Origin of the sequence: Dyella sp. 2RAB6 (assembly GCF_052115385.1) — a bacterium.
Classification (GTDB): domain Bacteria; phylum Pseudomonadota; class Gammaproteobacteria; order Xanthomonadales; family Rhodanobacteraceae; genus Dyella_D.
This window is the reverse complement of the sequence record NZ_JBFRGP010000010.1, coordinates 58,431-84,323: the sequence shown is the minus strand read 5'-3', so window position 1 is coordinate 84,323 and position 25,893 is coordinate 58,431. Positions and strand designations below refer to the sequence as shown.

Below are 25,893 nucleotides of genomic sequence, written 5' to 3'. Positions count from 1 at the left end.
GGTGAGCCGCCAGGCGAACCCCAACATCGCCAGCTCCATGCGCTTCGCCATGTTGGGATTCGCCTTATGGCTCACCCCAACCTACGACGTTCCATGACATAGTTCCCCGTGTTATGGAACCGTCATCCCACTATCGCCTGCTCGACCTGCATATCGACGTCGCGCGCCAGCGCGTGACGCGCGATGGCGACCTGCTCGACGTGCAGGGCCTGAATTTCCAGTTGCTGGCCTGCCTGCTGCGGCACGGCGATGCGGTGGTCGATTTCGACACGCTGATGGCCGAGGTGTGGGCGCCGGCGGTGGTGAACGAGGAAACCGTTACCCAGCGCGTGAAGTTGCTGCGCCAGGCGCTGGGCGACGACGGCCGCAATCCGCGCTATATCCGCTCGGTGCGCGGCCGGGGCTATCAGTTGTGCGAAGCGCCGCGGATGGCGGAAGCCTCGATCGCCGACGAGCCGGTGACGCGGCAGCGAAGCTTGCGCCCGTGGATGGCCGGACTCGCTGCGATCGCCGTGTTCGCCCTGGGCGGCGCGTGGTGGTATCGCTCGTCCATCGAGCACGGCCGCATCGATCCCGCGCAGACCCTGATGAACCGCGCCGCCTACTACGCCGGCATCGGCCAGAAGGACAACAACGAGCGCGCGATCAACCTCTATCAGCAAGTGCTGGTCCGCGATCCGACGAATGCCGCGGCGCGTGTGGGCCTGAGCCGCGCCTATAGCGCGCGAGTGTGCCTGTACAACTTCCCTTACGGCTGGACGCAGCAAGCGCGCGGCGAAGCGCAGGCCGTGCTGAAGGCCGAACCGGACAACAGCGGTGCCTGGTCCGCGCTGGCCTATGCGAACGATTGCGCGGGCGAACTGGCGGCCGCGCTGCGCGCCTACGAAAAGGCGATCGCGCTCGATCCGAACGACGATGGGGCACGCGCTTCGGCGGCCTATCTCTATCAGGAGCAAGGCCGCCTGGCGGAAGCCTTGCACGCCAACCTCGACATGCATGGCGATCCGTCGCGCGTGCGCTTCCGCGCCGTGCAGATCGCACGCGAGCTGGAGCTGCTGGGCTTCACCGACGCGGCCGAGCGACGCCACCGCGAAAGCTTCCAGCTCTATCCGGACAATCTGTTCTCCAATATCGCCTGGCCACGCCACCTGTTCCTGCAGGGACGTTTCAAGGAAGCGCAGGAGGCACTGGAACAGGCGCTGGCGCGCAACACGCCGCATGTCGATCTCTATGTGCTGCGCGGAGAACTCGCGCTGCTGCGCGGCGACCGTGACGGCGCACGCCGCGCCTTCGAACAAGCACGGCAACTGCGTCCGCAGATGAGCCTGCCCACCACGCTGGCCACCTTGTATGGGGCGACGGCACCCGCCGCGGCATGGCTCGACCAGCGCATCGCGCAGATGCAGCGCCAGTTCCTCGGCGGCGCCGGCTATCCCGGAGACTATCTCGAACTGGCCCTGGTGCAGGAAGCGCGCGGACTGCATGCCGATGCGCTGCACTCGGTGGATGCGGCCGTGCAGGCGGGCTACAGCGACCGGGCTTACCTGCAGACCTCGCCCCTGCTGCGCGGCCTCGCCAACGATCCGGCCTACGCCGCGTCGATCGATACGCTGAGCCAACGCGTCGCGGCACAACGCGCGCAGGTGCTGGCCGCCGACTGGCGGCCAGCGGATCTGCGCGACCTGCCTTAGTGGCCCGGCAGGGCCGCTTTCAACAGATAATCGCGAAAGATTTCCTGCGACTGCGGATGCGCATAGCGCTGGTTGTACGCGGTGCTGGTGACCACCGCGACCAGGTGCCGCGACGGCACCACGAACACGTAGTTGCCGCCGTTGCCGCTCATCGCCCACACCGGTTCGTCGATACCGGTGATCGGCTTGCGGAAGCTCCACCACAGGTAACCGTAGTCCGCGTCGTCGCGCGCCTGCGCATGCACGCTGAGCATGGCGTGCATCCACGCCGCCGAGATCACCTGCTTGCCGTGCCAGCGGCCTTCGTCCAGCGCGAGCTGGCCGAGCTTGGCCAGGTCGCGGCTGCGGTAACGCGTGCCACCGCCGCCCATGCCGATGCCCAGCGGCGAGGCGTTCCACTGCACGTGCTCGATGCCCAGCGGCTTTTCCAGCGCTTCGGCGGCGAAGCGCGACAGCGGCATATGCGCGGCGCGTTCCACCACCGCACCGGAGACGAACGCACCGGCCGTGCAGTAGGCGAACGCGCGGCCGTGCGGGCTGTCGGCCGGCTTGGCCATCCACGGCGCGAAGCCCTTGATCGGCAGGTCCAGCGCGAATTGCAGCCAGTCTTCGGTGACGTACATGCGCTCCTCGTTGCCGGAGGAGAACTCGTTCTCGTCGTTGCATTCCCACAAGGAGCTCATGCTCAGCAGGTCTTCCAGCGTGATCGCCTGCTTGCGCGGGTCGGCATGCTGCAGCGGCTGCTTGTCCGGGAAATAGCCGTAGACCTTGGCCTGCACGCTGGGGATCAGGCCGCGGTCGATGGCGGCGCCGGCCAGCAGCGCGGTGACGCTCTTGCTGGCCGAGCGCACGTCGTTGAGGTGATCGGCGTCGCTGCCGTTGAAGTAGTGCTCGTAGACCAGCTTGCCGTCGCGGGCGATCAGCACGCTGGTGATGTTCTTGTAGCTGCCGTCGGCGAGCTTGGCTTCGAGGGCCGCGAGCGGGGCGGTGTCCACCTGTGCGAGGCGGGCATCGGCGACGGGCCAGCCGTCGTCGTGCGCGGCGGGGGCTCGATATTCGGCGGCGGACAACGCGAGCGAGCAGCTCGCCAGCAAGGTTGCGAGCAGGTAACGCCTGGGATGGTGCATGGTCGGACTCCACGGTTGAGGTGCCCATGGAGTCCAGCGCGGCGGCGAATGAAGCGCCGGAAGACCGAATGAAGATTTCTGAAGTGCTTTAAGTTCAGCGACTTGTGCTGCCGTCGCCGGCACGGCTTTGGCTGAGTCGGCCAGTCGATGGTTGTGACGCGCAAAACCAAGGTGCATCGGCTAGGGCAAAACCCATTGCAATTCGTCGATCACGCTTCCGCCTGACGCGCCGCCACCTCGTTACCTTACTTCCGGATGTTGATCGCAATGGTTGAGCAAATATTGCTTTGCAGCGTCCACCACCTGCTTACCCGAGACGGCACCTAGGATCGAAGCGCAATCCGTTCCGATCGAAAGATTGAGTGGGATCATCAGGGGACGCCCGTCGGGCGACGTCCGGTTGAGAACTACCCAGACCCTGGTTCGATCTGCATCTCCTCCACGAACCCCCAGAACATCGAGGCCTGAACCGTTGACGTTCTTCTTCAGGATGGGGCTTGGATCTTTGTTGTCGCGGTTATCAAACTCCAAAGCTTGCAAAGTAGCGTAGTAATCCTTGGTGCCGAGTTCGCCCCGATCAAAGTAATCAGAGAGAGCAAGGAAACCGCCACCGACAGCGATCAGGATCACAGCCAGCAATCCACTACCGTATAACCAAGCGCTCGTTGTCCGCATCTGGCTGCTCACAGTTGAGTGCCCCATCATTCCTGGTTGAATCCAGAAAGATCAGGCGGCACGGTGCCAGGACTAAGAGTGAAGACCTGAACTCCTGGCAATCCAGAGATCTGATCGAACATCTCCCCAGGCGCAGTCGTCGGGCTGACCGGAATACCTCCGGCTTGGAGTGCATGTCCCACTGCCGTAGAGCAGTTATGGGTTATGACGCCGTATTTTTCCTTGCTGTAAGCCCGCATTGCCCACCCCATCGATGCTTCATCACCCGGTGCCGTATATGGAATGACAGCGATGGAGACTTTCCGCTGCATCAGCTGTGTATCTAGATAACTAGTAACACTGGATCCATACGGATCGGCCGTTCCGTAGCTGAACAGGCCAGCGTGTGAGGTTGCTACCGCGATGTGACCGAAAGGGTTGCCGGCAGTTGCACCGCTGTAGATCACCACCGTAGCGAGACCGAGCGGATCAATCGCTGTCAATGGATTACCGCCCACATAAGCATAGGTATTATGGCCGGCTACCAAACCCAAAGGATCAGACTGGATATAACGTGCATCTGCGTGTTGGCTGATCGTGACTAAGCAGAGCATTCCTGCCCATATAGCTATCGCCGTTCTCATTGGGAACCACCTCGTTGCCCAGCTTTCGCTCGCTCGACTGATTGCAAGTATGCTGCTTGGCGTTGCTGAGTCTCAGATACCCAGCCAAGGCTTTCGATTGTTCGTGCCAATGCCACCTGGTTGCGATAGATGTCCATATAGCCGTCCCTCATCGCGAGAGGGATCTTGTCCGGGGTCGGATAGAACTTCGCGTAGCGCTCATCGACCATGCGGCGGTAGGCATCCCCTCGAACCAACAGTCCCACGATGTTGTTCGGGTCGATTGCCAGCGCCAAGTCGGTGAGTGACACGACACGTTCGGGGGATCGATTCTCAACATAGAACTGCATCAAAGTCCCCATCGGAACCAGCAAAGCCTCACGCCGGCTGAGCGGGCGCAGGTAGATACCGGTCGCAATGGCCCGAGAAGTGATGCCCAGCTCCTCCCGGTACTGGCTATCCGACTTCGTGCCGCCGGACGTCGCCTCGATGTTCAGCCATTCGCCGTTTTCACGCTGGTATTTGACGAAGACATGATGCGGTGCGGTTGCGAGCGTGACGGGAAGACCCAGCTTATGCCCGAGAATCACGAACAGGATGGGCATCGAAACGCAGTTTCCCTTGCGGGTGGCGAGGTAGCGCGAGATCAGCTTCCCCGGAATGCTTAGGCCAAGCTCATCGTCCAGGTCGTAGCTGAAAGGACGAAAGTCATTCCAAGGACCGGTTTGATAGAGCGTGGATATCAGCACAGTGACCTTGATGTCGTTGCCGGTCGCCTCGCCTTGAGGGAAGCGCGCTTTCACTTTGGCGGCCCATGCGTCCAGCAGGGCCAAGGTCGACTTCTCATCCACCGCCGGATCGATCATTCGTTCGATGGCCACTTCGGCACGCGCCAGATCAATCTGCTCGTCGGGTTGCTGCAGGAGTGAGGAAAGCACGCCAAGGTTGGGATCTTTGGAAACCGTGCTCTTCTGGAGTTCAGCGGCATTGCCGGAGAGCGGTGCTCCGACAGTCATTGAAAACGCCAGGGCCATGACCCAGCGATGCATGCCCCCCTCCCGTTCCAAGCAATGGATGCTTTTCAAGAGCAAGCAGGAAGAGTCATCGCGATCTTCTGCAAGCACGGACGGCAACGTAACAGCCATGCAAGCGCAGGCCTGTCTTTTCCGTACGGAATTAAGAGCAAGCCGCAGATGCGATCCGCGATGAGCCCCACGCTCAGGCGCTCAACCGCTCCGGCGTGTCCACCTTCCCCACCACGGGTGCCTTCTTGTAGCCCGGCTCGTTGGTGCGATCGAACAATTCGCGCACCCATTCGATAAAGGCCTGCACGCGCGCCGACAGGTGCTTCTTCTGCGGATACACGATCCACACCGGCTTGCCGGTGGAGATGGTGTCGGTCATCACCAGCTCGAGCATGCCCTTGTCGAGCATGCAGGCCACCAGCATGTGCGGGGCCTGGGTGATCCCCAGGCCCGCCGAAGCGGCCTGGATCACCGATTCGCCGTCGTTGATCAGCAGGTGCGCTTCCACGTCCACGCCGACCTGGCCGCTGGGCGTATCGAACTGCCACTGGCGCGGGCGGCCGTTGGGGTAGACGTAGTTGATGATGCGGTGCTGCTTGAGGTCTTCGATGCTGAGCGGGGCGCCGTGCTTGAGCAGGTATTCGGGCGAGGCGCAGACCACGTTGCGCAGGTAGCCGATCTTGCGGGCGATCAGGCTGGAATCCTCCAGCTCGCCGACGCGGATGGCGCAGTCGATGCCTTCTTCGTTGAGGTCGGCCGGACTGTCGCTCATGGACAGTTCCAGGCGGATGTCCGGGTAGCGGCGCTCGAATTCGTCCAGCCGCGGGATCACCGCGGCGCGGCCCACGGCCAGCGAAATACCCACACGCAAGCGGCCGGTGGGTTTGCGGGTGGCGTAGTTCAGGGCCTCGGTCGCCTCGGTGAGATCGGCGAGGATTTCCTTGCAACGGGCGTGGAACGCGGCGCCATCGTCGGTTAACCGCAGCGAACGTGTCGAGCGGAACAACAGTCGGGCGCCCAAGCGTTCTTCCAGCCGGGACACCGCCCGGCTCACGCCGGACGGGGTCATGCCCAATTGGACGGCGGCGGCGGCAAAGCTCTTGGCTTCGACCACGCGGACGAAGGCGGATATTGCGGCAAAGTCTTCCATACGGGCGATTCTCCGCTCATTCGTGACTCGGAGTCACTACTGCATTGCACAACCGGGGGATTTTCTAAACTGGAAGGTACACCTATTCTCTCGCGCCTCGAACGGTTTGAACCGATCGGTTTACTAATTCTCGGAGCGCATCATGAAGAAACGATGGATCTTCGCCACCCTCGCCGTGGTTGCCGTGGCCGGCAGCTGGGCCGTGCTCGGCAGCCGCGGCGAAACCCACGCCCAGGCCGCCGCCGGCGGGCCGCCGGAAGTGACCGTCGCCCAGGTGCTGGTCCGCGCGGTCAACGATTCCAATGAGTTTACCGGCCGCCTGCAGGCGGTGGACACCATCCAGCTGCGGCCTCGCGTGAGCGGCTATGTGGACTCGGTGCATTTCACCGAGGGCGCCATGGTCAAGAAAGGCCAGTTGCTGTTCCGCATCGATCCGCGGCCCTACCAGGCCGAAGTGGATCGCCTGCAGGCCAATCTCAGCCAGGCCCGCTCGGAACTGACCCTGGCCGACGCCAACGCCGCCCGCGGCCAGCGCCTGCTGGAACAGCATGCCGTTTCGCGCGAGGAAGGGGACCGCCTCAGCACCGCCGCCCAGAGCGCCAAGGCGCAACTGGCCTCGACCGGCGCCGCGCTGGAGGCCGCCAAGCTCAATCTCGGCTTCACCGAGGTGCGCGCACCGGTCGACGGCCGCGTCAGCAACGCCTTGATCACGCCCGGCAACCTGGTCACCAGCAATGACGTGCTGACCAGCGTGGTCAGCGTGAATCCGGTCTACGCCTACTTCGACGTCGACGAGCACAGCTATCTGAAGCTCGAACAGCTGCGCCGCGAGCGTGGCGTGGCGCCGAAGGTGACGATGGCGCTGTCCAACGAGCAGGGCTTCCCGCACGCCGGCCGCATCGACTTCGTCGACAACCAGCTGCGCGCCGGCTCCGGCACGATCCGCCTGCGCGCGGTGTTCGACAACGCCGACGGCAGCTACACCCCCGGCCTGTACGTGCGCGTGCAACTGCGCAGCGACAGCCAGCGCCCGCGTGCGCTGATCGACGACCGCGCGGTGGCCTCGGACCTCGGCAACAAGTACGTGCTGGTGCTGAAGGACCGCAAGGTGGAATACCGCCGCGTGGTCACCGGCCCGCTGCTCGACGGCCTGCGCGTGGTCGACGAAGGCCTCGGCAAGGACGACGTGGTGGTGGTCAACGGGCTGCAGCACGTGCGTCCCGGCGCCGAAGTGAATGCCACCAAGGTCGCCATGGAAACCCGCAGCCTGGATCCCGACAAGCAGTTGGCACTCGGCGGCGGCAACAACACCAAGGTCGCCGCACAGCACTGACCGATGGACATGACCCTCCGCCGAGCGCGGCGGAGGGATGCAACGAACGGCATCTCCAGGCGCGTCGAACACGCGCCTTCAGGGCCGGCTTGTCCTAAAGAACTCTCAGGACCGATCCGATGAAAATCGCCCAATTCTTCGTGGACAGGCCGATCCTGGCCGGCGTCCTCTCCGTACTGATCCTTATCGCGGGCGGCATCTCGCTGTTCCGCCTGCCGATCTCCGAATATCCCGAAGTGGTGCCGCCCACCGTGGTGGTGCGCGCCAGCTATCCCGGCGCCAACCCCAAGGTGATCGCCGAAACCGTCGCTACGCCGCTGGAAGAACAGATCAACGGCGTGGAGAACATGCTCTACACCTCCTCGCAGTCGACCAGCGACGGCGCCATGACGCTGACCGTCACCTTCGCACTGGGCAGCGACCTGGACAACGCCCAGGTGCAGGTGCAGAACCGCGTGGCGCAGGCCCTGAGCAAGCTGCCGCAGGAAGTGCAGCGGCTGGGCGTGACCACGCAGAAGAGTTCGCCCGACCTGACCATGGTCGTGCATCTGACCTCGCCCGATAACCGCTACGACATGCTGTACCTGTCCAACTACGCGCGCCTGCACATCAAGGACCAGCTCGCGCGCTTGAACGGTGTCGGCGACGTGCAGCTGTTCGGCGCCGGCGAGTACAGCATGCGCGTGTGGCTGGACCCGGAAAAACTCGCTTCGCGCCAGCTCACCACCGGCGACGTGATCCATTCCATCCAGGAACAGAACGTGGCGGTGGCCGCCGGTGCGCTGAATGCGCCGCCCGGCCCCGGCAACGCGGCGTTCCAGCTCAACATCAATACGCAGGGCCGCCTGATCACCGAGGAGGACTTCCTCAATATCATCGTGCGCACCACCGCCGACGGCGGCGTGACGCATCTGCGCGACGTGGCCAGCGTGGAACTGGGTTCGAACAACTACGCGCTGCGCAGCCTGCTCGACAACCAGCCGGCGGTGGCGATTCCGATCTTCGCCCGGCCGGGTTCCAACGCGATCCAGATCTCCGACGAAGTGCGCGCCACCATGGCGGGCCTGCAAAAGGAGTTCCCGCAGGGCATCGAATATCACATCGTGTACGACCCGACCGTGTTCGTGCGCGGCTCGATCGAAGCGGTGGTGCACACCCTGTTCGAAGCCATCGCCCTGGTGGTGCTGGTGGTGATCCTGTTCCTGCAGACCTGGCGCGCCTCGATCATCCCGCTGGTGGCGGTACCGGTGTCGCTGATCGGCACGTTCGCGGTGATGTACCTGGCGGGCTTCTCGCTCAACGCGCTGTCGCTGTTCGGCCTGGTGCTGGCGATCGGCATCGTGGTGGATGACGCGATCGTGGTGGTGGAGAACGTCGAGCGTCACATCGAACACGGCATGCAGCCTAAAGAAGCCACGCGCCAGGCGATGAAGGAAGTGACCGGCCCGATCGTGGCCACCGCCCTGGTGCTGTGCGCGGTGTTCGTGCCGACGGCCTTCATCAGCGGCCTGACCGGCCAGTTCTATCGCCAGTTCGCGCTGACCATCGCCATCTCCACGGTGATCTCGGCGTTCAACTCGCTGACCCTGAGCCCGGCGCTCGCCGCCATCCTGCTGCGCGCCCATGACGCGCCGAAGGACAAGCTCACGGTGTGGATGGACAAGAGCCTGGGCTGGGTATTCCGTCCGTTCAACCGCGTGTTCACCAGCGGTGCCAACCGCTACGTCGGTAGCGTGAAGCGCGTGCTGCGCGCCAGCACGGTCACCTTGATGGTGTACGGCGGCCTGGTGGCGCTGGGCTTCCTCGGCTTCGCCCACGTGCCGACCGGCTTCGTGCCGCAGCAGGACAAGCAGTACCTGGTGGCGTTCGCCCAGCTGCCCGACGCGGCTTCGCTGGATCGTACGGAAGACGTGATCCGCCGCATGAGCGACATCGCCCTGAAGCAGCCGGGCGTGCAGAGTGCGGTGGCATTCCCGGGCCTGTCGATCAACGGCTTCACCAACAGCACCAACTCCGGCATCGTGTTCGCCACGCTCAAGCCGTTCGAAGAGCGCCGCGACGCGTCGCTGTCGGCCGGTGCGATCTCGATGGCGCTCAACCAGAAGTTCGGCGGCATCCAGGATGCTTATATCGCGGTGTTCCCGCCGCCGCCGGTGATGGGCCTGGGCACGATCGGCGGTTTCCGCCTGCAGATCGAGGACCGCGGCGACGCCGGCTTCGAGGAGCTGTACAAGCAGACCCAGAACCTGATCGGCGAAAGCCGCAAGACGCCGACCCTTGCCGGCCTGTTCTCCAGCTACCAGGTAAGCGTGCCGCAGATCGACGCCAACGTGGACCGCGAAAAGGCCAAGGCCGAAGGCGTGGACCTGGCCGACGTGTACCAGACCATGCAGGCCTACATGGGCTCGCTCTACGTCAACGACTTCAACCGCTTCGGCCGCACCTACCAGGTGAACGTATCCGCCGACCAGCACTTCCGTCGTGAACCCGAAGACCTGCTGCAGCTGCGCACCCGCAATGCGCGTGGCGATGCGATTCCGCTGGGTTCGTTCCTGAGCGTGCATCAAGGCGTCGGTCCGGATCGCGTACAGCATTACAACGGTTATCCAACCGCCGAGATCAATGGCGGCCCCGGCCCGGGCTTCAGCTCCGGCCAGGCGCAGGATGCGATGGAGAAGCTGGCCCGCGAGAACCTGCCCAACGGCATGTCGTTCGAATGGACCGAGCTGACCTACCAGCAGATCCTCGCCGGCAATACCGCGGTGCTGGTGTTCCCCTTGTGCGTGCTGCTGGTGTTCCTGGTGCTGGCTTCGCTGTACGAGAGCCTGACCTTGCCGCTGGCGGTGATCCTGATCGTGCCGATGGTGCTGTTGTCCGCGATCTCCGGCGTGTGGTTGTCCGGTGGTGACAACAACATCTTCACCCAGATCGGCTTGATCGTACTGGTGGGCCTGGCCTGCAAGAACGCGATCCTGATCGTGGAGTTCGCTCGCGAAGCGCAGATCCTGGAAGGCATGGACCGCACGCAGGCCGTGCTGGAAGCCGCCCGCCTGCGTCTGCGTCCGATCCTGATGACCTCGATCGCTTTCATCATGGGCGTGGTGCCGCTGGTGACTTCGCACGGCGCCGGCGCGGAGATGCGTCACGCGATGGGCGTGGCGGTGTTCGCCGGCATGCTGGGCGTCACCTTCTTCGGCCTGATCTTCACCCCGCTGTTCTACGTGATCATCCGCGGCTGGAGCGAACGCGCCGCAGAACGCCGCGCCGCCCGCCGCGCTGCCAAGGGCCTCAACACGCCCGCGCTGGAGAAACACTGATGTCTAGCTTGATTGAATCGTCCTTGATCAAAGCGGTGCAGGACTGGTTTGCCCGCCGCGCGCCGAAACAGGCACGCCTTAGCGCGATGGCCGCCGCCCTGCTGCTGGCCGGTTGCGTCAGCGTCGGGCCGGACTACCACCGGCCCGACGAGAAGCCGCTGACCTTGCAGGAAGCGGATGTCAGGCAGGAAAGCGCCGACGGCTTCCAGGCCGCCTGGTGGAAGCAGTTCAACGACCCCGCGCTGGATGCCCTGATCCAGCGCGCGGCGAAGAACGCGCCGGACCTGAAGATCGCCGTGGCGCATCTGAAGGAATCGCGTGCCCTGCTCGGCGTGACCCGCGCCGACCAGTGGCCGACCATCGATACCAATGTCGGCTACCAGCGCAGCCGCCAGCAGCAGCCGGGCTTCAGCACCGATCGCGTCACCGCCGAAAGCTACCGCGCCGGCTTCGACGCGAGCTGGGAGCTGGACCTGTTCGGCGGCGTGCGCCGCTCGGTCGAAGCGGCCGGCGCCGAGGCGCAGGCCAGCGCGGCCTCGCTGCAGGATGCCCAGGTGTCGCTGTTCGCCGAAGTGGCGCGCTACTACTTCGACCTGCGCGGCACGCAGCTGCGCGTCGACGTGGCCAAGCGCGATATCGAAAACCAGCGCGAGACGATGCGGCTGATCCGCGCACGCTTCGATATCGGTACCGGTTCGGAGCAGGACGTGGCCAGCGCCAATGCGCGACTGGCTTCGACCGAAGCGCAGTTGCCGGTGCTCGAGACGCAGGCGCATGCCGACGAGGCGCACCTGGCGGTGCTGCTGGGCGAGCGTCCCGGCGAGCTGGATATCGACCTGTCGCCCGGCAACTTCAAGCCGATCGACGTGGCGCTGCCGATCGGCAATGCCGGCGATGTGCTGGCACGCCGCGCCGACGTGCGCGTGGCCGAGCGCGAACTGGCCGCGGCCAATGCGCGCATCGGCGTGGCCAAGGCCGATTGGTTCCCGCATATCACGCTGGGCGGTTTCGTCGGTTTCCTGGCCGGACGCAGCAATGACTTCGGCGGGCCGTCCACGCGGGCGTGGTCGATCGCGCCGAGCATCAGCTGGCCGGGCCTGAACGTGCAGCGCGTGCGCAACAACGTGAAGGCGAGCGAAGCGCGCGCCGACGCGGCGCTGGCCAACTACCAGCGCACCGTGCTGCAGGCGGTGGAGGACGTCAGCAACTCGCTGGTCGGCTTCAATCTGCAGCGCGAACGCGTGCAGAAGCTGTTCGAGCAGGTGGCGCAGAGCCGCCGCGCGGCCGATCTGGCGCGCGTGCGCTACAACGAGGGCGCGGCGGATTTCCTGCAGCTGCTCGATGCGGAGCGCACCCAGCTCTCCGCCGAAGATGCGCTGGCCGAAGCGGAAGCGGCGATCAACCTGCGCGCGGTGGCCGTGTACAAGGCCATCGGCGGCGGTTGGGAAGCCTGCGGCGACGAGAGCTGCAGCCAGGTTGCGCAGGTGAAGTGAGGTTGTAGCGTCATGAGTCCTCCTGTCCCGTTTCCGCGCCGCGCCCCGCGCGAGCGCTTCGGCACCGAACCGCCGCCGAGCCAGCGCGTGGCGCTGGTCAGCGGCGCCAACCGCGGTCTCGGGCGGGAGGTATCCCGCCAGCTCGCCGCGGCCGGCATGACCGTCTTGCTCGGCGCGCGCCATCCCGCCGCCGGCGAGAAGGCGGCCAAGGCGCTGCGGCGCGAAGGCGGCGACGTCGTCGCGGTGCAGCTGGACGTGACGGTGCAGGCGGATGTCGATGCGCTGGCCGAGCGCATCGAGCGCGACTACGGCCGGCTCGATGTGCTGGTGAACAATGCCGGCGCATACTTCGACCTCAACGACCGCGCCTCGTCGGTCGATCTGGCCAATGTGCGCGGCGCGCTCGATACCAACCTGCTCGGGGCATGGCGGCTTTGCGAAGCCGCCGTTCCCTTCATGCGCCAGCATGCCTACGGGCGCATCGTCAACGTCTCCAGCGGTTGCGGCGCGATCGACAGCGAGGGCGAGGATTGCCCGGCGTACCGCGTGTCCAAGGCGGCGCTCAACAGCTATACGCGCATGCTCGCCGCGGAACTGCGCGGCAGCGGGATCCTGGTCAACGCGGTGTGCCCGGGCTGGGTCGCCACCGACATGGGCGGCCCCGGCGGGCGACCCGTCGCCGACGGTGCGGCCGGCATCGTATGGGCTGCCAGCCTGCCGCCGCAGGGTTCGCTGACCGGCGGATTCTTTCGCGATCGTGCGCCGATTGCCTGGTAAGCCGCGCTAAAAAGGCGCGAATGCGCACCCATCTGCGGGTGTGGCGTAAGGTCGCTGCCATACGTATGCAAGGCCTCTGCAAGCCGGCGCTGGCTAGACTGCGTCGCAAGTTCTGGCGGCTGCCCGCGCTATCCGCGCCGTGCTCCGCGCCGCCAGGACCCGGCCGCCCACGGCGCAATCCCGCGCCGTGCCCGCTTCACGCGGCCACACAGGCCGCCTTTTGCGGCCGGGGACTTTGCTCCCTCCCTGACTCCACCCCCGTACATCCCGGAATGCCCACATGGGCGCATCACGCATCTTTGATGGCTCTTATGTGAAATAGCGCACAGTTTGACTGTGATGCAGTTCCGCCAAGACCGCGCACCCGGGCGGTTGGTCACGGCTAGCCAGCCGTGTGCGTGTACGCCGCGCCTGATCCATGGAGGAATCTATGCAGTACACCAAGCCATCCCGCACTTCGCGGTACGCGCTCAACACCGCAGTCTTCAGCCTCGTCGCTTTCGGCGCCCTGCATGCGGCGCCATCCATGGCCAGCTGCGTCACCAACACCGCCACCAACACCACCAACTGCGATACCGCCGCGCCCAATCCATGGACCTCGGTGGTCGGCACCGGCCCGAGCACCGCTGCCGGCGCGGTGCTCAACCTCGCCGCGAATGCGCAGATCTCGGTCGGCAACGCCAACGCGATCAGCCTGGGCAACAACGCCAACATCACCCTCGGCACCGGCGCCAGCGTGCAGAACAACGCCACCAGCGGCGCCGGCCTGTGGTCGGCCGGCAACAACACGGTGGAGTTCGGCTCCAACGGCATCATCAACATCGCGCAGGGCGCGCAAGTCGTGGCGACCGGCACCCAGGGCAATGCCGAGGCCATCAACGTGATGGGCTCGGGCAACCAGATCATCAATCGCGGGCTGATCTCCGCCTCGCGCGCGGCAGCCATCTGGTTCGAGGACCGCAGCGTGGGCGCGGGCAACCTGGTGGACAACTACGGCACCATCCGCAGCCTGGCCGGTACCAATGCCAACGTGATCGGCAACAGTGGCAGCGGCAGCGTCACCTTCATCAACCGCAGCGGCGCGCGGGTGGAGGGCAGCCTGTCCTTTGCCAATGGCAACGACAACCTCACGCTGGAAGCCGGCTCGGTGATCACCGGCAGCTTCAACGGCGGCGGCGGCACCAACTCGCTGACCTTGTCCGGCGCCGCCGGCACCACCGATGCGCTGACCGGCAACATCCTCAACTTCCAGAGCCTGACCAAGAGCGGCGCGGGGATGTGGACGCTGTCCGGCGCGATCGGCAACAACGGTGGCGGCACGCCACTGTCGGTGCTGGTGCAGCAAGGCACGCTGGCGCTCACCGGCAACAACACCAGTTTCAACGGCAGCGTGCAGGTCAATGCCGCCGGCACGCTGGAAGCACGCGCGCAGAGCCTGCCGCCGGCCATCACCAACAACGGCCTGGTGCGCTTCGCGCAGCCGGACGCCGGTACCTATACCGGCGCAATCAACGGCAGCGGCGCGGTAGAGAAGACCCAGGGCGGCGTGCTCACCCTCACCGGCGTCAACGGCTACACCGGCGGCACCACCATCAAGGGCGGCACCGTCGCGATCGGTGCGGACAACGCCATCGGCGGCGCCAATGGCGGCATCGTGCTGGATGGCGGCGCATTGAGCTTGACCAATAGCTTCAACCTCGGCGCCGGACGCGCGGTGTCGGTCAGCGCGAACAACGGCACCATCGATACCGCGGCCGGCGTCAACAGCACGCTGAGCCAGGGCATCACCGGCGCCGGCATGCTGAGCAAGACCGGCACCGGCACGCTGGTGCTCGCCGGCAACAACAGCTATGCCGGCGGCACCACCATCGGCGGCGGCACTTTGCAGCTCGGTGCCGGCGGTACGAGCGGCAGCGTGCTGGGCGCGATCAACAACAACGGCACGCTGGCCTTCAATCGCAGCGACACCGTGACCTTGGGCAACCTGATCTCCGGCAGCGGCACGGTCAACCAGATCGGCAGCGGCGCCACCGTGCTCACCGCCAACAACAGCTATACCGGCCCGACCAACGTCAACGCCGGCGCGCTGTACGTCAACGGCGACCAGAGCGCCGCCACCGGCGCGACCACGGTGGCCAGCGGCGCCACGCTCGGCGGCATCGGCATCATCGGCGGCTCGGTGACCGTAGCCAACGGCGGCACGCTGTCGCCGGGCGGCAATACCGGCGTGCCCGGTACGCTGACCATCCGCAACGACCTCAATCTCGGCAGCGGCTCGCTGCTCAGCTACAACTTCGGCCAGGCCGGCGTGGTCGGCGGTCCGTTCAACGACCTGACCAAGGTCGGCGGCAACCTGGTGCTGGATGGCACGCTCAACGTGCAGACGCCGCCGGGCGGCAGCTTCGATACCGGCATCTACCGCGTGATCAGCTACCAGGGCACGCTCACCGATAACGGCCTGAACATCGGCACCATTCCGTCGCCGAACTTCTACGTGCAGACCTCGGTGGACAAGCAGGTCAACCTGGTCAACACCAACGGCCTCACGCTCAATTACTGGGACGGCGCGGCCGGACCCAAGAACGACGGCCAGATCAACGGCGGCAACGGCACCTGGCAGAACTTCAGCGGCAACGACAACTGGACCGACGACAACGGCACGCCGAACGCGCCGTTCTCCGACCGCTCCTTCGCGATCTTCTCCGCCGCGCCGGGCACGGTGACGGTGGACAACAGCCTGGGCAACGTCAACGTCGCCGGCATGCAGTTCGCCAGCAACGGCTACACCATCCAGGGCGATCCGGTGACCCTGGTCGGCAGCTCCAGCGATCCGGCTCACTCGGTGATCCGCGTGGGCGACGGCAGCAGCGACGGCGCGGCCTATACCGCCACCATCAACTCGGTGCTCACCGGCAACTCCGCACTGGTGAAGACCGACCTGGGCACCCTGGTGCTGGGCGGCACCAACACCTACACCGGCGGCACGCTGCTCAATGGCGGCACCGTGCAGATATCTAGCGATGGCAACCTCGGCGCCGCGGCCGGCGCGCTCAGCTTCGACCAGGGCACGCTGCGCACCACCGCGGATATCGCCACCAGCCGCGCCGTCACCCTCAATGCGGGCGGCGGCACGCTGGCCACGACAAGCGGTACGCAGCTGACGGTGAACAGCACGATCGCCGGCGCCGGTGCGCTGAGCAAGAGCGAAGACGGCACCGCCATCTTCACTGCCGACAACACCTACACCGGCGGTACCACCATCAACGGCGGCAGCTTGCAGCTCGGCAATGGCGGCACCAGCGGCAGTATCGTGGGCAACGTCGCCAACAACGGCACCCTGGTGTTCGATCGCGCCGACACCGTCACTTTCAACGGCGCCATCAGCGGCAGCGGTGTGCTCGATCAGGTCGGCGCCGGCACCACCGTGCTTACCGGCAGCAACAGCTATACCGGCGCGACCAACGTCAATGCCGGCGCGCTGTACGTCAACGGCAACCAGGCCGCCGCCACCGGCGTCGTCTCCGTCGCCAGCGGCGCCACGCTGGGTGGCACCGGCACCATCGGCGGCACGGTGCTGGTGGCCGATGGCGCGACGCTGTCGCCCGGCGGCCTGAGTGCGCCGGGCACGCTGAATATCCAGAAGGACCTGAGCCTGGGCAGCGGCAGCGTGCTCGACTATCGCTTCGGCCAGGCCAATGTGCCGGGCGGTACGCTCAACGACCTGGTCAATGTCGGCGGCGACCTGAAGCTGGCCGGCACGCTCAACGTGCAGGTGCCGGCGGGCGGCAGCTTCGGCACCGGCATTTACCGCGTGATCAATTACCAGGGCACGCTCACCAACCATGGTCTGAACATCGGCACCATTCCGTCGCCGAACTTCTACGTGCAGACCTCGGTGGACAAGCAGGTCAACCTGATCAACACCAATGGCCTCACCCTCAATTACTGGGATGGCGCGGCCGGCCCGAAGGACAACGGCGCGATCAACGGCGGCGACGGCCTGTGGCAGACCTCCAAGGGCAACGACAACTGGACCGAAGCCACCGGTGCGATCAACGCGCCGTTCTCGGATCGCGCCTTCGCCATCTTCACCGCCACGCCGGGTACGGTGACGGTGGACAACAGCCTGGGCAATGTCAGCGTCGCCGGCATGCAGTTCGCCAGTAACGGCTATACCGTCCAGGGCGATCCGATCGCGCTGGTCGGCACGGCGGCGGATCCGGCGCATTCGGTGATCCGCGTGGGCGACGGCAGCAGCGGCGGCGCGGCGTACACCGCCACCATCAACTCGGTGCTGACCGGCAGCTCCGCGCTGGTGAAGACCGACCTGGGCATCCTGGTGCTGGGCGGCGCCAACACCTACAGCGGCGGTACGCAGATCAACGGCGGCACGGTGCAGGTGTCCGGCGATGCCAACCTTGGCGCCGCGGCCGGCGCGATCGGTCTCGACCAGGGCACCCTGCGCAACAGCACCAGTTTCGCCACCAGCCGCGCGATCACGCTGGGCGCCGGCGGCGGCACGCTATCCACCGCCGCGGGCACCCAGTTGACGGTGAACAGCGCGATCACCGGCGCGGGCGCCCTGGGCAAGAGCGACACCGGCACGGCGATCCTCACCGCCAGCAACACCTATACCGGCGGCACCACCATCAACGGCGGCACCTTGCAGCTGGGCAATGGCGGCAGCAGCGGCAGCCTCGTCGGCGACGTGATCGACAACGGCACGCTGGCCTTCAACCGCTCGGACCTGGTGAGCTTCAACGGCAGCATCAGCGGCAGCGGCACGCTCAACCAGCTCGGCAGCGGCACCACCGTGCTCAATGCCGCCAACACCTATACCGGACTGACCACCGTCACCGCCGGTGCGCTCGCCGTCGGCGATGCCGCGCATGCAACGGCGTCTGTGGCGGGCAGTGCGCAGGTGGCGACCGGCGCCACGCTGGGCGGCTATGGCCGCATCGGCGGCGCGGTGAACAACGCCGGCACCATCGCGGTGGCCGATGCCTTGCCGGCCTTTGCCGGCAGCGCCAAGAGCAGCTTCACCATCAACGGCACGCTGACCAACGCCGGCCTCGCCCAGCTCGGCGGCGCCGGCATCGGCAACACGCTCAAGGTCGGCGGCTACGTGGGCCAGAACGGCACGCTGGCGCTCAACACGCTGCTGGCCGGCGACAACGCGCCGTCGGACCGGCTGGTGATCGACGGCGGCCGTGCCTCCGGATCGTCCGTGCTGAAGATCGCCAACGTCGGCGGCCTGGGCCAGGAAACGCCCGGCAACGGCATCCTGGTGGTCGATGCGATCAACGGCGGCAGCACCGCGGCGAATGCCTTCGCGCTGGGCGGCCGCGCGGTCGCCGGTCCGTACGAGTACTCGCTGTACCGCGGTGGCCGCAATGGCAGCACACCGAACGCGTGGTATCTGCGCACTGAGATCAAGGAAACCGACATCGACAACAAGGTGGTGCCGCCGGAACCTGAGCCCGATCCGCGCCCCGACTATCGCCGCGAGGTGTCCGACTACACCGCGCTGTCGTCGATGATGCTCAACTTCGGCCGCGCCACGCTCGGCACCTTGCACGAGCGCATGGGCGAGCAGGCGCAGCTGCCCGGCACGAACGGCAGCGTCGACGGCGCTTGGGCCCGCGTGATCGGCCAGAACGGCAAGTGGAATGCCAAGCCCGGCGGCCTCTACAACCAGGGCCCGTCGTTCGACGACGACTTCGTGGCGGTGCAGGCCGGCGCCGACCTCTATCACGGCGAACAAGCCGACGGCACGCGCGAACGCGCCGGCCTGTACGGCGTGGTGGGCCACAGCAACGGCAGCGTCACGCATTACGACGGCAGCCGCGCGGGCAAGAACAAGTTCGATGCGATCGGCTTCGGCGGCTACTGGACCTGGTACGGCGCGCGCAACTGGTACGTCGATGCGGTGATGCAGGGCAGCTGGTATGACGCGAAATCCGGCTCGGGCCAGCTCGCGGATCTGAAGACTAATGCTTTCGCGTTCGGCGCCTCGGTCGAAGCCGGCTATCCGTTCCAGTGGCGCAACCAGTGGATCGTCGAGCCGCAGGCGCAGCTGATGTACCAGGGCGTGAGCGTGGACAAGGCTTCCGACAGTGCGGCGCAGGTGCGCTTCGGCAATGCCAACTCCGTGGCCGGACGGGTCGGCGCGCGGCTGGCGCGTAGCTGGACGCTGGACGATGGCGCGAGGCCGCGGCTGGTCACGGCGTGGTTGCGCGGCAATCTGTGGCATGAGTTCTCGGCCAATCCCAAGACCGAGATCTCCGCGGAGACCGGCTACGTGCCGTTCCAGTCCAACCTCAAGGGCTCGTGGTACGAACTGAGCGCAGGTGCCAGCGCGCAGGTCACGCGGATCACCTCGATCTACGCCAACCTGGGTTACCAGAAGGGCTTCAGCCGCGGCGTGCAGGCGGTGAGCGGCACGCTGGGCGTGCGGGTGAACTGGTGAGGCGAACCGAACGGAGGCCATCGGCGCGCGTCGATGGCTTCCGCCTGTGCTTCGCCAGCGATGCGCAAGCGCGCGCGCAACGCGTGCGGGCGATGTTCGAACTGCGCGAGGACGACGCCTCGATGGATGCGCCTAGCGCTGCACCACCAGGGCGAACCAGCGCCAGCCGCGGATCTTCTCCGCGATCAGCTTGAAGCTGGTAAGCATCGGCACCGCCAGCAGCGCGCCCGGAATACCCCACAACCAGCCCCATACCAGCAGCCACAGCAGGATCGCCACCGGGCTCAGGCGCAGGCGGCGGCCCTGGATCAGCGGCGTGATCAAATTGCCTTCCACCGCGGTGATGCCGGCAAAGGTAAGCGCCGGCAGCAAAGCCTGGCCGGGCTGGTTGAAATGGATCAGGCCGACCAGGGCCAGCATGGTGGTGGTGGCGATGGCGCCGACATAGGGAATGAAATTGGCGATCATCGCCACCGAGCCCCACAGCAGCGGATCGGGCACGTCATACGCCCACAGCATGGTGGCGGTGAACACGCCCAGGATCGCGTTGATCACCACCGTGGTGAGGATGTAGCGCGAGACCTCCACCTGGATGCTGCGCACGATCGACACCGTGCGCCGCTTGTAGCGGAAGTTCGGCGCGATCTCGACCAGCCGCCGCAGCAAGGTGTCGCCGTAGATCAGGAAGAAGAACACCAGCAGCACCACGGTCAGCACCGCGGCCAGCGCTTTCGGCGTGCCGGCCAGCACGCTCCAGGCGTCGATGGCCATCGCGTCCGGACGCGGCGCGGCGCGCGCCGGCTGGCCGCCGACCAGGCTCTGGGTGGCGCGGTTGGCCGCTTCGAACGGCTGCATGATGGCGCGCAGCTTGGGCACGAAGTTGCGCACCAGGCTGGGCGCGTCGTGAAACCATTCCAGCGCCGGCGGCGTCAGCCGTGCGATGCCGGTGCCGATGCCGGCGATCAGCGCGATCACCAGGAAGCTGGCGCTGAGCCAGCGCGGCACGCGCCGGCGCGCGGCGAAGGCGACGATGGGATTGAGCGCCAGCCCGATGAAACCGGCCAGCACCAGCGGAATCAGCAGGTCGCGCGCCAGCGTGACGGTGTACAGCAGGGCCAGCAGCAGCAACAGGTTGAGCACCACGCGGATGCCCAGCAGATGGCGCTGGGTGAAACGCACCGATGGCAGATGGCGATGGCGCGGTGGCGGTTCCTCGAGCGGCGGCAGCGCCGCGCGTGCATCGTCGCCGCTGCCCTCCGGCGGCGGCGCCAGCGGACCGATGGCGCTCATGACGGGTCGAAGCCGCCTTCGCTGAATTCGGCCACCAGCCGCACGGCCTGGGTGACCAGTTCGGCGACGGTGCCGTTGAGCAAGGCGCCCAGGCCGGGAATGCGCAGCGGATGCACGTTCAACTGGCCCAGCACGAAGCCGAGGCCGGCGGCCACGCTCACCGTGCCCAGTGGATGCTCCCGGCCACGCGCCAGCAGCGCGCCGGCCGGTTCCGCCAGCGCCATCCGCGCATCGGCGACCCGCTCGCGTGCTTCGCGTACGGCACGAAGATGCTTGAACAGACTCATATCCCCTCCTCCCGCTTGGCGGCCGGCTCCGCTGGCGCTTCGCGCTCCGAGCGGCGCATCGCCTGCCGTATCGTCTCACGCCATGCGTTACGCGAGTCGGGCAGGGTCAGCCAATGCATGCAGCGGCGGAACAGCATGATCATGCCGCCCAGGAACAGCAGCTGCAGCACGCCCAGCACCGCCAGCGCCCAGGGCCAGGAATGCAGCCACGAGGCCAGCAGCACGCCGATCAGCGCCATCACGGTGAGGCCCAGCCCCACGCCGGCGACGGTGGCGGCCAGCCCTGCCACCAGGATCCAGGAAATGGCGCTGCGCGCCAGCCCCAGTTCCGCGATCAGCAGCGAGAGCTGCGCGCCGAACAGATGCCTGGCCGCGCGTCCTGCGCGGCCGATGTCGTCGAGGATGCCTGGATCGGCGGCGTCCGCTGCGCCGGACGGCTGTCCGCGCAGCTCCTCGTCGTTGGAACGTGCTTCCCCGGGGCCGGCGGGGCCGTCCTCGCGCCCACCGCCGTCGCGGCCGGGATCATGCATCCGCTTGAGCTCTTTAAAGGATCAGCGACGCAGAATGCGGCCGAGCAGCCAACCCGCGCCGAGCGCGATGGCCACCGACTGCACCGGCTTCTCGCGCACGTAATCGCGCGCGCGTTCCAGCCATACATCGGCGCGATCCATCGCCTCGTCATAGGCCTCGCGGCCGCGTTCGCTGTATTCGCCCGCCTTGTCGGTGGCGCGGGTGGCCGCATCGGCGGCCTTGTCGGTGGCGCGATGCAGGCCGTCTTCGACACGGTCGGCGACGTGGTCGACCTTGTCCTTGGCATTGGCCACCGCATCGGAGGTGGCGCGCTTGAAGCGCTCGGCACTCTCGTCGATGCGGCTGCCGCCCGTGCCGAGGGCTTGCTCGGGAGCCGTTTCCTTCGCCTGGACTTCTTTGCTCATGGCGTTCTCCTTGGGACGGGATCGTGGACTGCGGGCTATCGACTGTAGCGAAATTTCCGCCCGGATGGGCGCGGCAACGCGCGTTTGTTCAGCTGGCTCGTCGGAAGAAGGCGATCACGGCAAGGATCAGGAAGACGATGAACAGGATCTTCGCGATGCCGGCGGCCGTGCCTGCGATTCCCGTGAAGCCCAGCAGCGCCGCGATGATGGCGATGACCAGAAAGACCAGGGCGTAGTGAAGCATGGCGCGATTCCTCGGATGATTGCGACGAAAGCCCCTGTCTGCATTCATCCATACGCCGCGCCGCGCTCGCGTGAAGGTTGCGCACCGCGGCGTCCACATCGTCACCACATCGGCGCGCAACACATCAGCTTGCGCTTGAACCTGCGCTAAGCGTGCACCACGGCCTTGGCGTAGATCGCATAGGTGCCGACGATCTCGGCCTGCGCCAGCACGTGGCCGTGCATCACCTTGCGCAGTTCGTCGAGCGTAAAACCGTCGGCGAGCTTGAGCTTCTCCACGTCCAGTGCATGCACGCGAAACTGATAGTGGTGCACGCGCTCGTCGTTCCACGGCGGACATGGACCGTCGTAGCCGAGGTACTCGCCACCCATGTCCTTGTCACCGTGGAACCAACCGGTGTAATCGTTCTTGCCCTGCACGCTGCCGGGCGGGCCGGACGGCGCACGCTTGCCGTGCGCGACGACGCCGTCGCTGCATGCGCCTTCGCCCAGTTCGGTGTACTCGACCGGAATATCGGCCATCAGCCAGTGCACGAATTCCACGCGCGGCAGATCGGCCGGCACCGTGCGGTCATGCTGGTTGACGTCGTCGCCGCGGCTGGGCACGTCGGTGTCGATGCAGGTGAGCACGTAGGAGCGCGTGGCCGGCGGCGCGTCCTTCCATGCCAGGTGCGGGCTCAAGTTGTCCGACAGAGCGACCGGATCGCCCGGCTTGCCGAACGCGCAGCGCGCGGGAATCGGCTGGCCGTTCTGGAAGCTGTCACTGCGAAGTTGCACGGCGGTCTCCTCGTGGTCGCGCGGTCGTCATCATTTGGCTTGATAGGTGACGCGATACACCGCGCCGCCCAGATCGTCGCTGACCAGCAGGCTGCCGTCCGGCAGCGGCTGCACGTCGGCCGGACGGCCCCAGGCCTTCTCGTCCTGCATGAAGCCTTCGATCAGCGGTTCGTATGACACCACTTTGTTACCGTTGAGACGCACCGTCATCACACGGTAACCGGACTTCTTGGTGCGGTTCCACGAACCATGCTCGGCAACGATCAGCGCGCCCTTGTACGCGGCCGGAAACTGCTGCCCCTCATAGAAGCGCAGGCCCAGCGAAGCTACGTGCGCGCCGAGCTTGAGCACCGGCGCGGTGTAGTCCTTGCAGTTCTTGCCCTTGCCGAATTCCGGGTCGAGCGTGTCGCCCTGATGGCAATAGGGGTAACCGAAGTGCTCGCCCACGCGGGTGAGGCGGTTGAGCTCGTCGCTGGGCATGTCGTCGCCGAGCAGGTCGCGGCCGTTCTCGGTGAACCACAGGTCGTTGCTGCCCGGGCGCCAGGTGAAGCCGACCGTGTTGCGGATGCCGTAGGCGACATCTTCCAGGCCCGTGCCGTCCTTGTTGAGACGGGTGATCTTGGCGTAGTCCTTGCCCTTGTCGCAGATATTGCAGGGCGCGCCGATCGGCACGTACAGCTTGCCGTCGGGGCCGAAGGCGATGAACTTCCAGCCGTGGTGCGTCTCGGTGGGGAACTTGTCGTACACCACCTCGGGTTTGGGCGGGCTGTCCAGGTGATTCTCGATATCGCGCAGCACCACGATCTTGCTCACCGCGGACACGTACAGGTCGCCATCCTTGAACGCCACGCCCACCGGCAACTGCAGGCCGGTGGCGATCACGCGCACCTTGTCGGCCTTGCCGCTGCCCGTGCTGTCGGTCAGCGCATAGACCTTGCCGGCGTCGTTGGAACCGACGAACACGGTGCCCTTGGCGCCCAGCGCGATCTCGCGCGCATTGGGGGTCTGGTCGGTATAGAGCGCGATATGGAAACCCTTGGGCAGGGTCAGTTTGTCCAGCTGGGGATCGGCCAGGGCCGGCAAGGCGAGCAAGCCGAGCGCGAGAGCAAGGAGCGAACGCATGGGTGACCTCCGGGTGGGCGGAGCCCCGAAGCCTATACCGACCCGCGTGAAGTTGCCTCTGCCGCTCTGATAATGTGCGCCGCCTGAGCAAGGGATCACGCATGAGCGAACTGCAGGACCTGACCACCCTGGTGCGCGCGGCCACGCCGCTGCTGGTCATCGAGACGGTGGACGAGCAGCGGGTGATCGAGTGCTTTCGCCACGTGATTGCGCAGGCGCTGCGGCCGCTGTGGCGCTGGACCCTGACCGACGGCCTGGCCCGGCTGGACTTCGCCCAGGGCGGCGAGGCGATCGCGCCGGATGCCGGCGCCACCCTCGACGCGATCCGCGAGGCACCCGAGCGTGGCATCTATCTGCTGTTCGATTTCCACCCGTTCCTGCGCTACGCCATGACCTTGCGCCAGTTGCGCGAGATCGTGCAGCGCCAGCGCTCGGCCGCGCACACGGTGGTGCTGGTCGGCGCGCGCATCGAGCTGCCGGAAGAACTCGAAGCGCTGTGCACGCGCGTGCCGCTGTCGCTGCCGGACATCAAGGAACTGGCGGCGATCCTGCGCGCCGAGGCGCTGGCCTGGCAGCGCGAGCATGGCCGGCGCGTGGAAGTGGATGGCGACGCGGCGCGCACCATCGTGCGCAACCTGCTGGGCCTGGCCGCGACCGACGCGCGCCGCATCGTGCGCAAGCTGGTCTACAACGACGGCGCGCTGACCGCCGACGACCTGCCGGAACTGATGCGCACCAAGTTCGAGCTGCTCAACCGCTCCGGCCTGCTGCATTACGAATACGCCACCGCGAGCTTCGCCGACATCGCCGGCGTCAGCCGCGTGCGCGACTGGGTGCAGCGGCGGCGCACTATTTTCCTCGCCGCCGAAGCCGATCCCATGCTCGATCCGCCCAAGGGCGTGCTGCTGCTGGGCGTGCAGGGCTGCGGCAAGAGCCTGGCGGCCAAGGCGATCGCCGGCGGCTTCGGCGTGCCGCTGGTGCGCATGGATTTCGGCGCGCTGTACAACAAGTACCAGGGCGAGACCGAGAAGAACCTGCGCGAGGCGCTGCACAGCACCGAGCTGCTGGCGCCGTGCGTGCTGTGGATCGACGAGATCGAAAAAGGCCTGGCCAGCGGCGGCGAAGATGGCGGCGTGTCGCGCCGCGTACTCGGCTATCTGCTGACCTGGATGGCCGAGCGCAAGTCGAAGGTGTTCGTGGTCGCCACCGCCAATGCGGTGGAAGAGCTGCCGGCAGAGCTTCTGCGCAAAGGCCGCTTCGACGAGATCTTCTTTGTCGACCTGCCCAAGCCTTCGGTGCGCAACGACATCTTTGCGATGCATCTGCGCCGCCGCAAGTTGCCGGTGGAGCAGTTCGACCTGACGGCGTTGTCGACCGCGAGCGAAGGTTTCTCCGGCGCGGAGATCGAGCAGGCGGTGGTCAGTGCGCTGTACGACGCCAGCAGCGCCGCGACACCGCCGGACCAGCCGATGCTGCTGGCCGCACTCGGCGCCACGCGGCCGTTGTCGGTGCTGATGCGCGAACAGGTCGAGGCGTTGCGCATCTGGGCGCGCGGGCGCTGCGTGCCGGCGGATTGAAGC

19 protein-coding genes are annotated in these 25,893 nt (G+C 66.4%); 7 read left to right on the top strand and 12 right to left on the bottom strand.

The annotated features are described in order from the left end of the window. Nucleotides 1-113 precede the first annotated feature (113 nt). Nucleotides 114-1,691 (top strand): tetratricopeptide repeat protein, encoded by a 1,578-nt coding sequence (locus AB4083_RS15175; protein WP_441608915.1) that lies wholly within the window; start codon nucleotides 114-116, stop codon nucleotides 1,689-1,691. Here AB4083_RS15175 and AB4083_RS15170 read toward each other — a convergent pair. The 5 genes from AB4083_RS15170 to AB4083_RS15150 all read right to left on the bottom strand — a co-directional run bounded on the left by AB4083_RS15170 (nucleotide 1,688) and on the right by AB4083_RS15150 (nucleotide 6,270). Next, nucleotides 1,688-2,818, bottom strand: coding sequence for a serine hydrolase domain-containing protein (locus AB4083_RS15170; RefSeq protein ID WP_441608914.1), 1,131 nt, complete (start codon nucleotides 2,816-2,818; stop codon nucleotides 1,688-1,690). The genes AB4083_RS15175 and AB4083_RS15170 overlap by 4 nt on opposite strands. 240 nt (nucleotides 2,819-3,058) lie before the next feature. Continuing rightward, nucleotides 3,059-3,448, bottom strand: coding sequence for a hypothetical protein (locus AB4083_RS15165; RefSeq protein ID WP_441608913.1), 390 nt, complete (start codon nucleotides 3,446-3,448; stop codon nucleotides 3,059-3,061). Between the two features lie 71 nt (nucleotides 3,449-3,519). Continuing rightward, a complete protein-coding gene (locus tag AB4083_RS15160) occupies nucleotides 3,520-4,116 on the bottom strand; it encodes an RHS repeat-associated core domain-containing protein (RefSeq protein ID WP_441608912.1) in 597 nt (198 codons plus the stop codon). Beyond that, nucleotides 4,113-5,144, bottom strand: a complete 1,032-nt coding sequence (locus AB4083_RS15155) for a transglutaminase family protein (protein WP_441608911.1) — start codon at nucleotides 5,142-5,144, stop codon at nucleotides 4,113-4,115. Before AB4083_RS15155 ends, AB4083_RS15160 begins: the two co-directional genes overlap by 4 nt. A 169-nt stretch (nucleotides 5,145-5,313) precedes the next feature. Beyond that, complete coding sequence (locus tag AB4083_RS15150) at nucleotides 5,314-6,270, bottom strand: LysR family transcriptional regulator (RefSeq protein ID WP_441608910.1); 957 nt, start codon at nucleotides 6,268-6,270, stop codon at nucleotides 5,314-5,316. Nucleotides 6,271-6,412: 142 nt separating this feature from the next. Here AB4083_RS15150 and AB4083_RS15145 point away from each other — a divergent pair, with 142 nt between their 5' ends. From AB4083_RS15145 to AB4083_RS15125, 5 genes are all read left to right on the top strand, one after another. Then, on the top strand, nucleotides 6,413-7,603 hold the full coding sequence (locus AB4083_RS15145; protein WP_441608909.1) for an efflux RND transporter periplasmic adaptor subunit: 1,191 nt from the start codon (nucleotides 6,413-6,415) through the stop codon (nucleotides 7,601-7,603). Nucleotides 7,604-7,722: 119 nt separating this feature from the next. Then, on the top strand, nucleotides 7,723-10,920 hold the full coding sequence (locus AB4083_RS15140) for an efflux RND transporter permease subunit (protein WP_441608908.1): 3,198 nt from the start codon (nucleotides 7,723-7,725) through the stop codon (nucleotides 10,918-10,920). Between the two features lie 86 nt (nucleotides 10,921-11,006). Continuing rightward, nucleotides 11,007-12,413, top strand: a complete 1,407-nt coding sequence (locus AB4083_RS15135) for an efflux transporter outer membrane subunit (protein ID WP_441608979.1) — start codon at nucleotides 11,007-11,009, stop codon at nucleotides 12,411-12,413. 12 nt (nucleotides 12,414-12,425) lie between these two features. Beyond that, nucleotides 12,426-13,190: an SDR family oxidoreductase gene (locus AB4083_RS15130; RefSeq protein WP_441608907.1), complete on the top strand. Its 765-nt coding sequence runs from the start codon at nucleotides 12,426-12,428 to the stop codon at nucleotides 13,188-13,190. Nucleotides 13,191-13,620: 430 nt separating this feature from the next. Continuing rightward, the gene (locus AB4083_RS15125) at nucleotides 13,621-19,659 is read left to right on the top strand and encodes an autotransporter outer membrane beta-barrel domain-containing protein (RefSeq protein ID WP_441608906.1); all 6,039 of its coding nucleotides are present in this window, start codon (nucleotides 13,621-13,623) and stop codon (nucleotides 19,657-19,659) included. A gap of 132 nt (nucleotides 19,660-19,791) precedes the next feature. Here AB4083_RS15125 and AB4083_RS15120 read toward each other — a convergent pair whose 3' ends face one another. From AB4083_RS15120 to AB4083_RS15090, 7 genes are all read right to left on the bottom strand, one after another. Continuing rightward, nucleotides 19,792-20,949: an AI-2E family transporter gene (locus AB4083_RS15120; RefSeq protein WP_441608905.1), complete on the bottom strand. Its 1,158-nt coding sequence runs from the start codon at nucleotides 20,947-20,949 to the stop codon at nucleotides 19,792-19,794. Next, a complete protein-coding gene (locus tag AB4083_RS15115) occupies nucleotides 20,946-21,236 on the bottom strand; it encodes a hypothetical protein (RefSeq protein ID WP_441608904.1) in 291 nt (96 codons plus the stop codon). Before AB4083_RS15115 ends, AB4083_RS15120 begins: the two co-directional genes overlap by 4 nt. Further along, nucleotides 21,233-21,766, bottom strand: coding sequence for an ABC transporter ATP-binding protein (locus AB4083_RS15110; RefSeq protein ID WP_441608903.1), 534 nt, complete (start codon nucleotides 21,764-21,766; stop codon nucleotides 21,233-21,235). Before AB4083_RS15110 ends, AB4083_RS15115 begins: the two co-directional genes overlap by 4 nt. Nucleotides 21,767-21,787: 21 nt before the next feature. Next, nucleotides 21,788-22,171, bottom strand: coding sequence for a DUF883 family protein (locus AB4083_RS15105; protein ID WP_441608902.1), 384 nt, complete (start codon nucleotides 22,169-22,171; stop codon nucleotides 21,788-21,790). An 88-nt stretch (nucleotides 22,172-22,259) separates the two neighbouring features. Beyond that, nucleotides 22,260-22,415, bottom strand: a complete 156-nt coding sequence (locus AB4083_RS15100) for a DUF1328 domain-containing protein (RefSeq protein WP_167252827.1) — start codon at nucleotides 22,413-22,415, stop codon at nucleotides 22,260-22,262. 146 nt (nucleotides 22,416-22,561) lie between these two features. After that, nucleotides 22,562-23,191, bottom strand: coding sequence for a YbhB/YbcL family Raf kinase inhibitor-like protein (locus AB4083_RS15095; RefSeq protein WP_441608901.1), 630 nt, complete (start codon nucleotides 23,189-23,191; stop codon nucleotides 22,562-22,564). 30 nt (nucleotides 23,192-23,221) lie between these two features. Further along, nucleotides 23,222-24,313 (bottom strand): PQQ-dependent sugar dehydrogenase, encoded by a 1,092-nt coding sequence (locus AB4083_RS15090; protein WP_441608900.1) that lies wholly within the window; start codon nucleotides 24,311-24,313, stop codon nucleotides 23,222-23,224. A 101-nt stretch (nucleotides 24,314-24,414) separates the two neighbouring features. Between AB4083_RS15090 and AB4083_RS15085 the strand changes: the two genes are divergently transcribed. Further along, nucleotides 24,415-25,890 carry an AAA family ATPase gene (locus AB4083_RS15085; protein ID WP_441608899.1) on the top strand — a complete coding sequence of 492 codons (1,476 nt, stop codon included), beginning with the start codon at nucleotides 24,415-24,417 and terminating at the stop codon, nucleotides 25,888-25,890. Nucleotides 25,891-25,893 lie beyond the last annotated feature (3 nt).

What these genes read in the sequence shown, in the direction of transcription:
- AB4083_RS15090 (WP_441608900.1), bottom strand. Translation starts at nt 24,313, where the DNA reads ATGCGTTCGCTCCTTGCTCTCGCGCTCGGCTTGCTCGCCTTGCCGGCC.
- AB4083_RS15125 (WP_441608906.1), top strand. Translation starts at nt 13,621, where the DNA reads ATGCAGTACACCAAGCCATCCCGCACTTCGCGGTACGCGCTCAACACC.
- AB4083_RS15135 (WP_441608979.1), top strand. Translation starts at nt 11,007, where the DNA reads ATGGCCGCCGCCCTGCTGCTGGCCGGTTGCGTCAGCGTCGGGCCGGAC.
- AB4083_RS15105 (WP_441608902.1), bottom strand. Translation starts at nt 22,171, where the DNA reads ATGAGCAAAGAAGTCCAGGCGAAGGAAACGGCTCCCGAGCAAGCCCTC.
- AB4083_RS15120 (WP_441608905.1), bottom strand. Translation starts at nt 20,949, where the DNA reads ATGAGCGCCATCGGTCCGCTGGCGCCGCCGCCGGAGGGCAGCGGCGAC.
- AB4083_RS15085 (WP_441608899.1), top strand. Translation starts at nt 24,415, where the DNA reads ATGAGCGAACTGCAGGACCTGACCACCCTGGTGCGCGCGGCCACGCCG.
- AB4083_RS15175 (WP_441608915.1), top strand. Translation starts at nt 114, where the DNA reads ATGGAACCGTCATCCCACTATCGCCTGCTCGACCTGCATATCGACGTC.
- AB4083_RS15115 (WP_441608904.1), bottom strand. Translation starts at nt 21,236, where the DNA reads ATGAGTCTGTTCAAGCATCTTCGTGCCGTACGCGAAGCACGCGAGCGG.
- AB4083_RS15100 (WP_167252827.1), bottom strand. Translation starts at nt 22,415, where the DNA reads ATGCTTCACTACGCCCTGGTCTTTCTGGTCATCGCCATCATCGCGGCG.
- AB4083_RS15145 (WP_441608909.1), top strand. Translation starts at nt 6,413, where the DNA reads ATGAAGAAACGATGGATCTTCGCCACCCTCGCCGTGGTTGCCGTGGCC.
- AB4083_RS15140 (WP_441608908.1), top strand. Translation starts at nt 7,723, where the DNA reads ATGAAAATCGCCCAATTCTTCGTGGACAGGCCGATCCTGGCCGGCGTC.
- AB4083_RS15155 (WP_441608911.1), bottom strand. Translation starts at nt 5,144, where the DNA reads ATGCATCGCTGGGTCATGGCCCTGGCGTTTTCAATGACTGTCGGAGCA.
- AB4083_RS15130 (WP_441608907.1), top strand. Translation starts at nt 12,426, where the DNA reads ATGAGTCCTCCTGTCCCGTTTCCGCGCCGCGCCCCGCGCGAGCGCTTC.
- AB4083_RS15150 (WP_441608910.1), bottom strand. Translation starts at nt 6,270, where the DNA reads ATGGAAGACTTTGCCGCAATATCCGCCTTCGTCCGCGTGGTCGAAGCC.
- AB4083_RS15160 (WP_441608912.1), bottom strand. Translation starts at nt 4,116, where the DNA reads ATGAGAACGGCGATAGCTATATGGGCAGGAATGCTCTGCTTAGTCACG.
- AB4083_RS15110 (WP_441608903.1), bottom strand. Translation starts at nt 21,766, where the DNA reads ATGCATGATCCCGGCCGCGACGGCGGTGGGCGCGAGGACGGCCCCGCC.
- AB4083_RS15170 (WP_441608914.1), bottom strand. Translation starts at nt 2,818, where the DNA reads ATGCACCATCCCAGGCGTTACCTGCTCGCAACCTTGCTGGCGAGCTGC.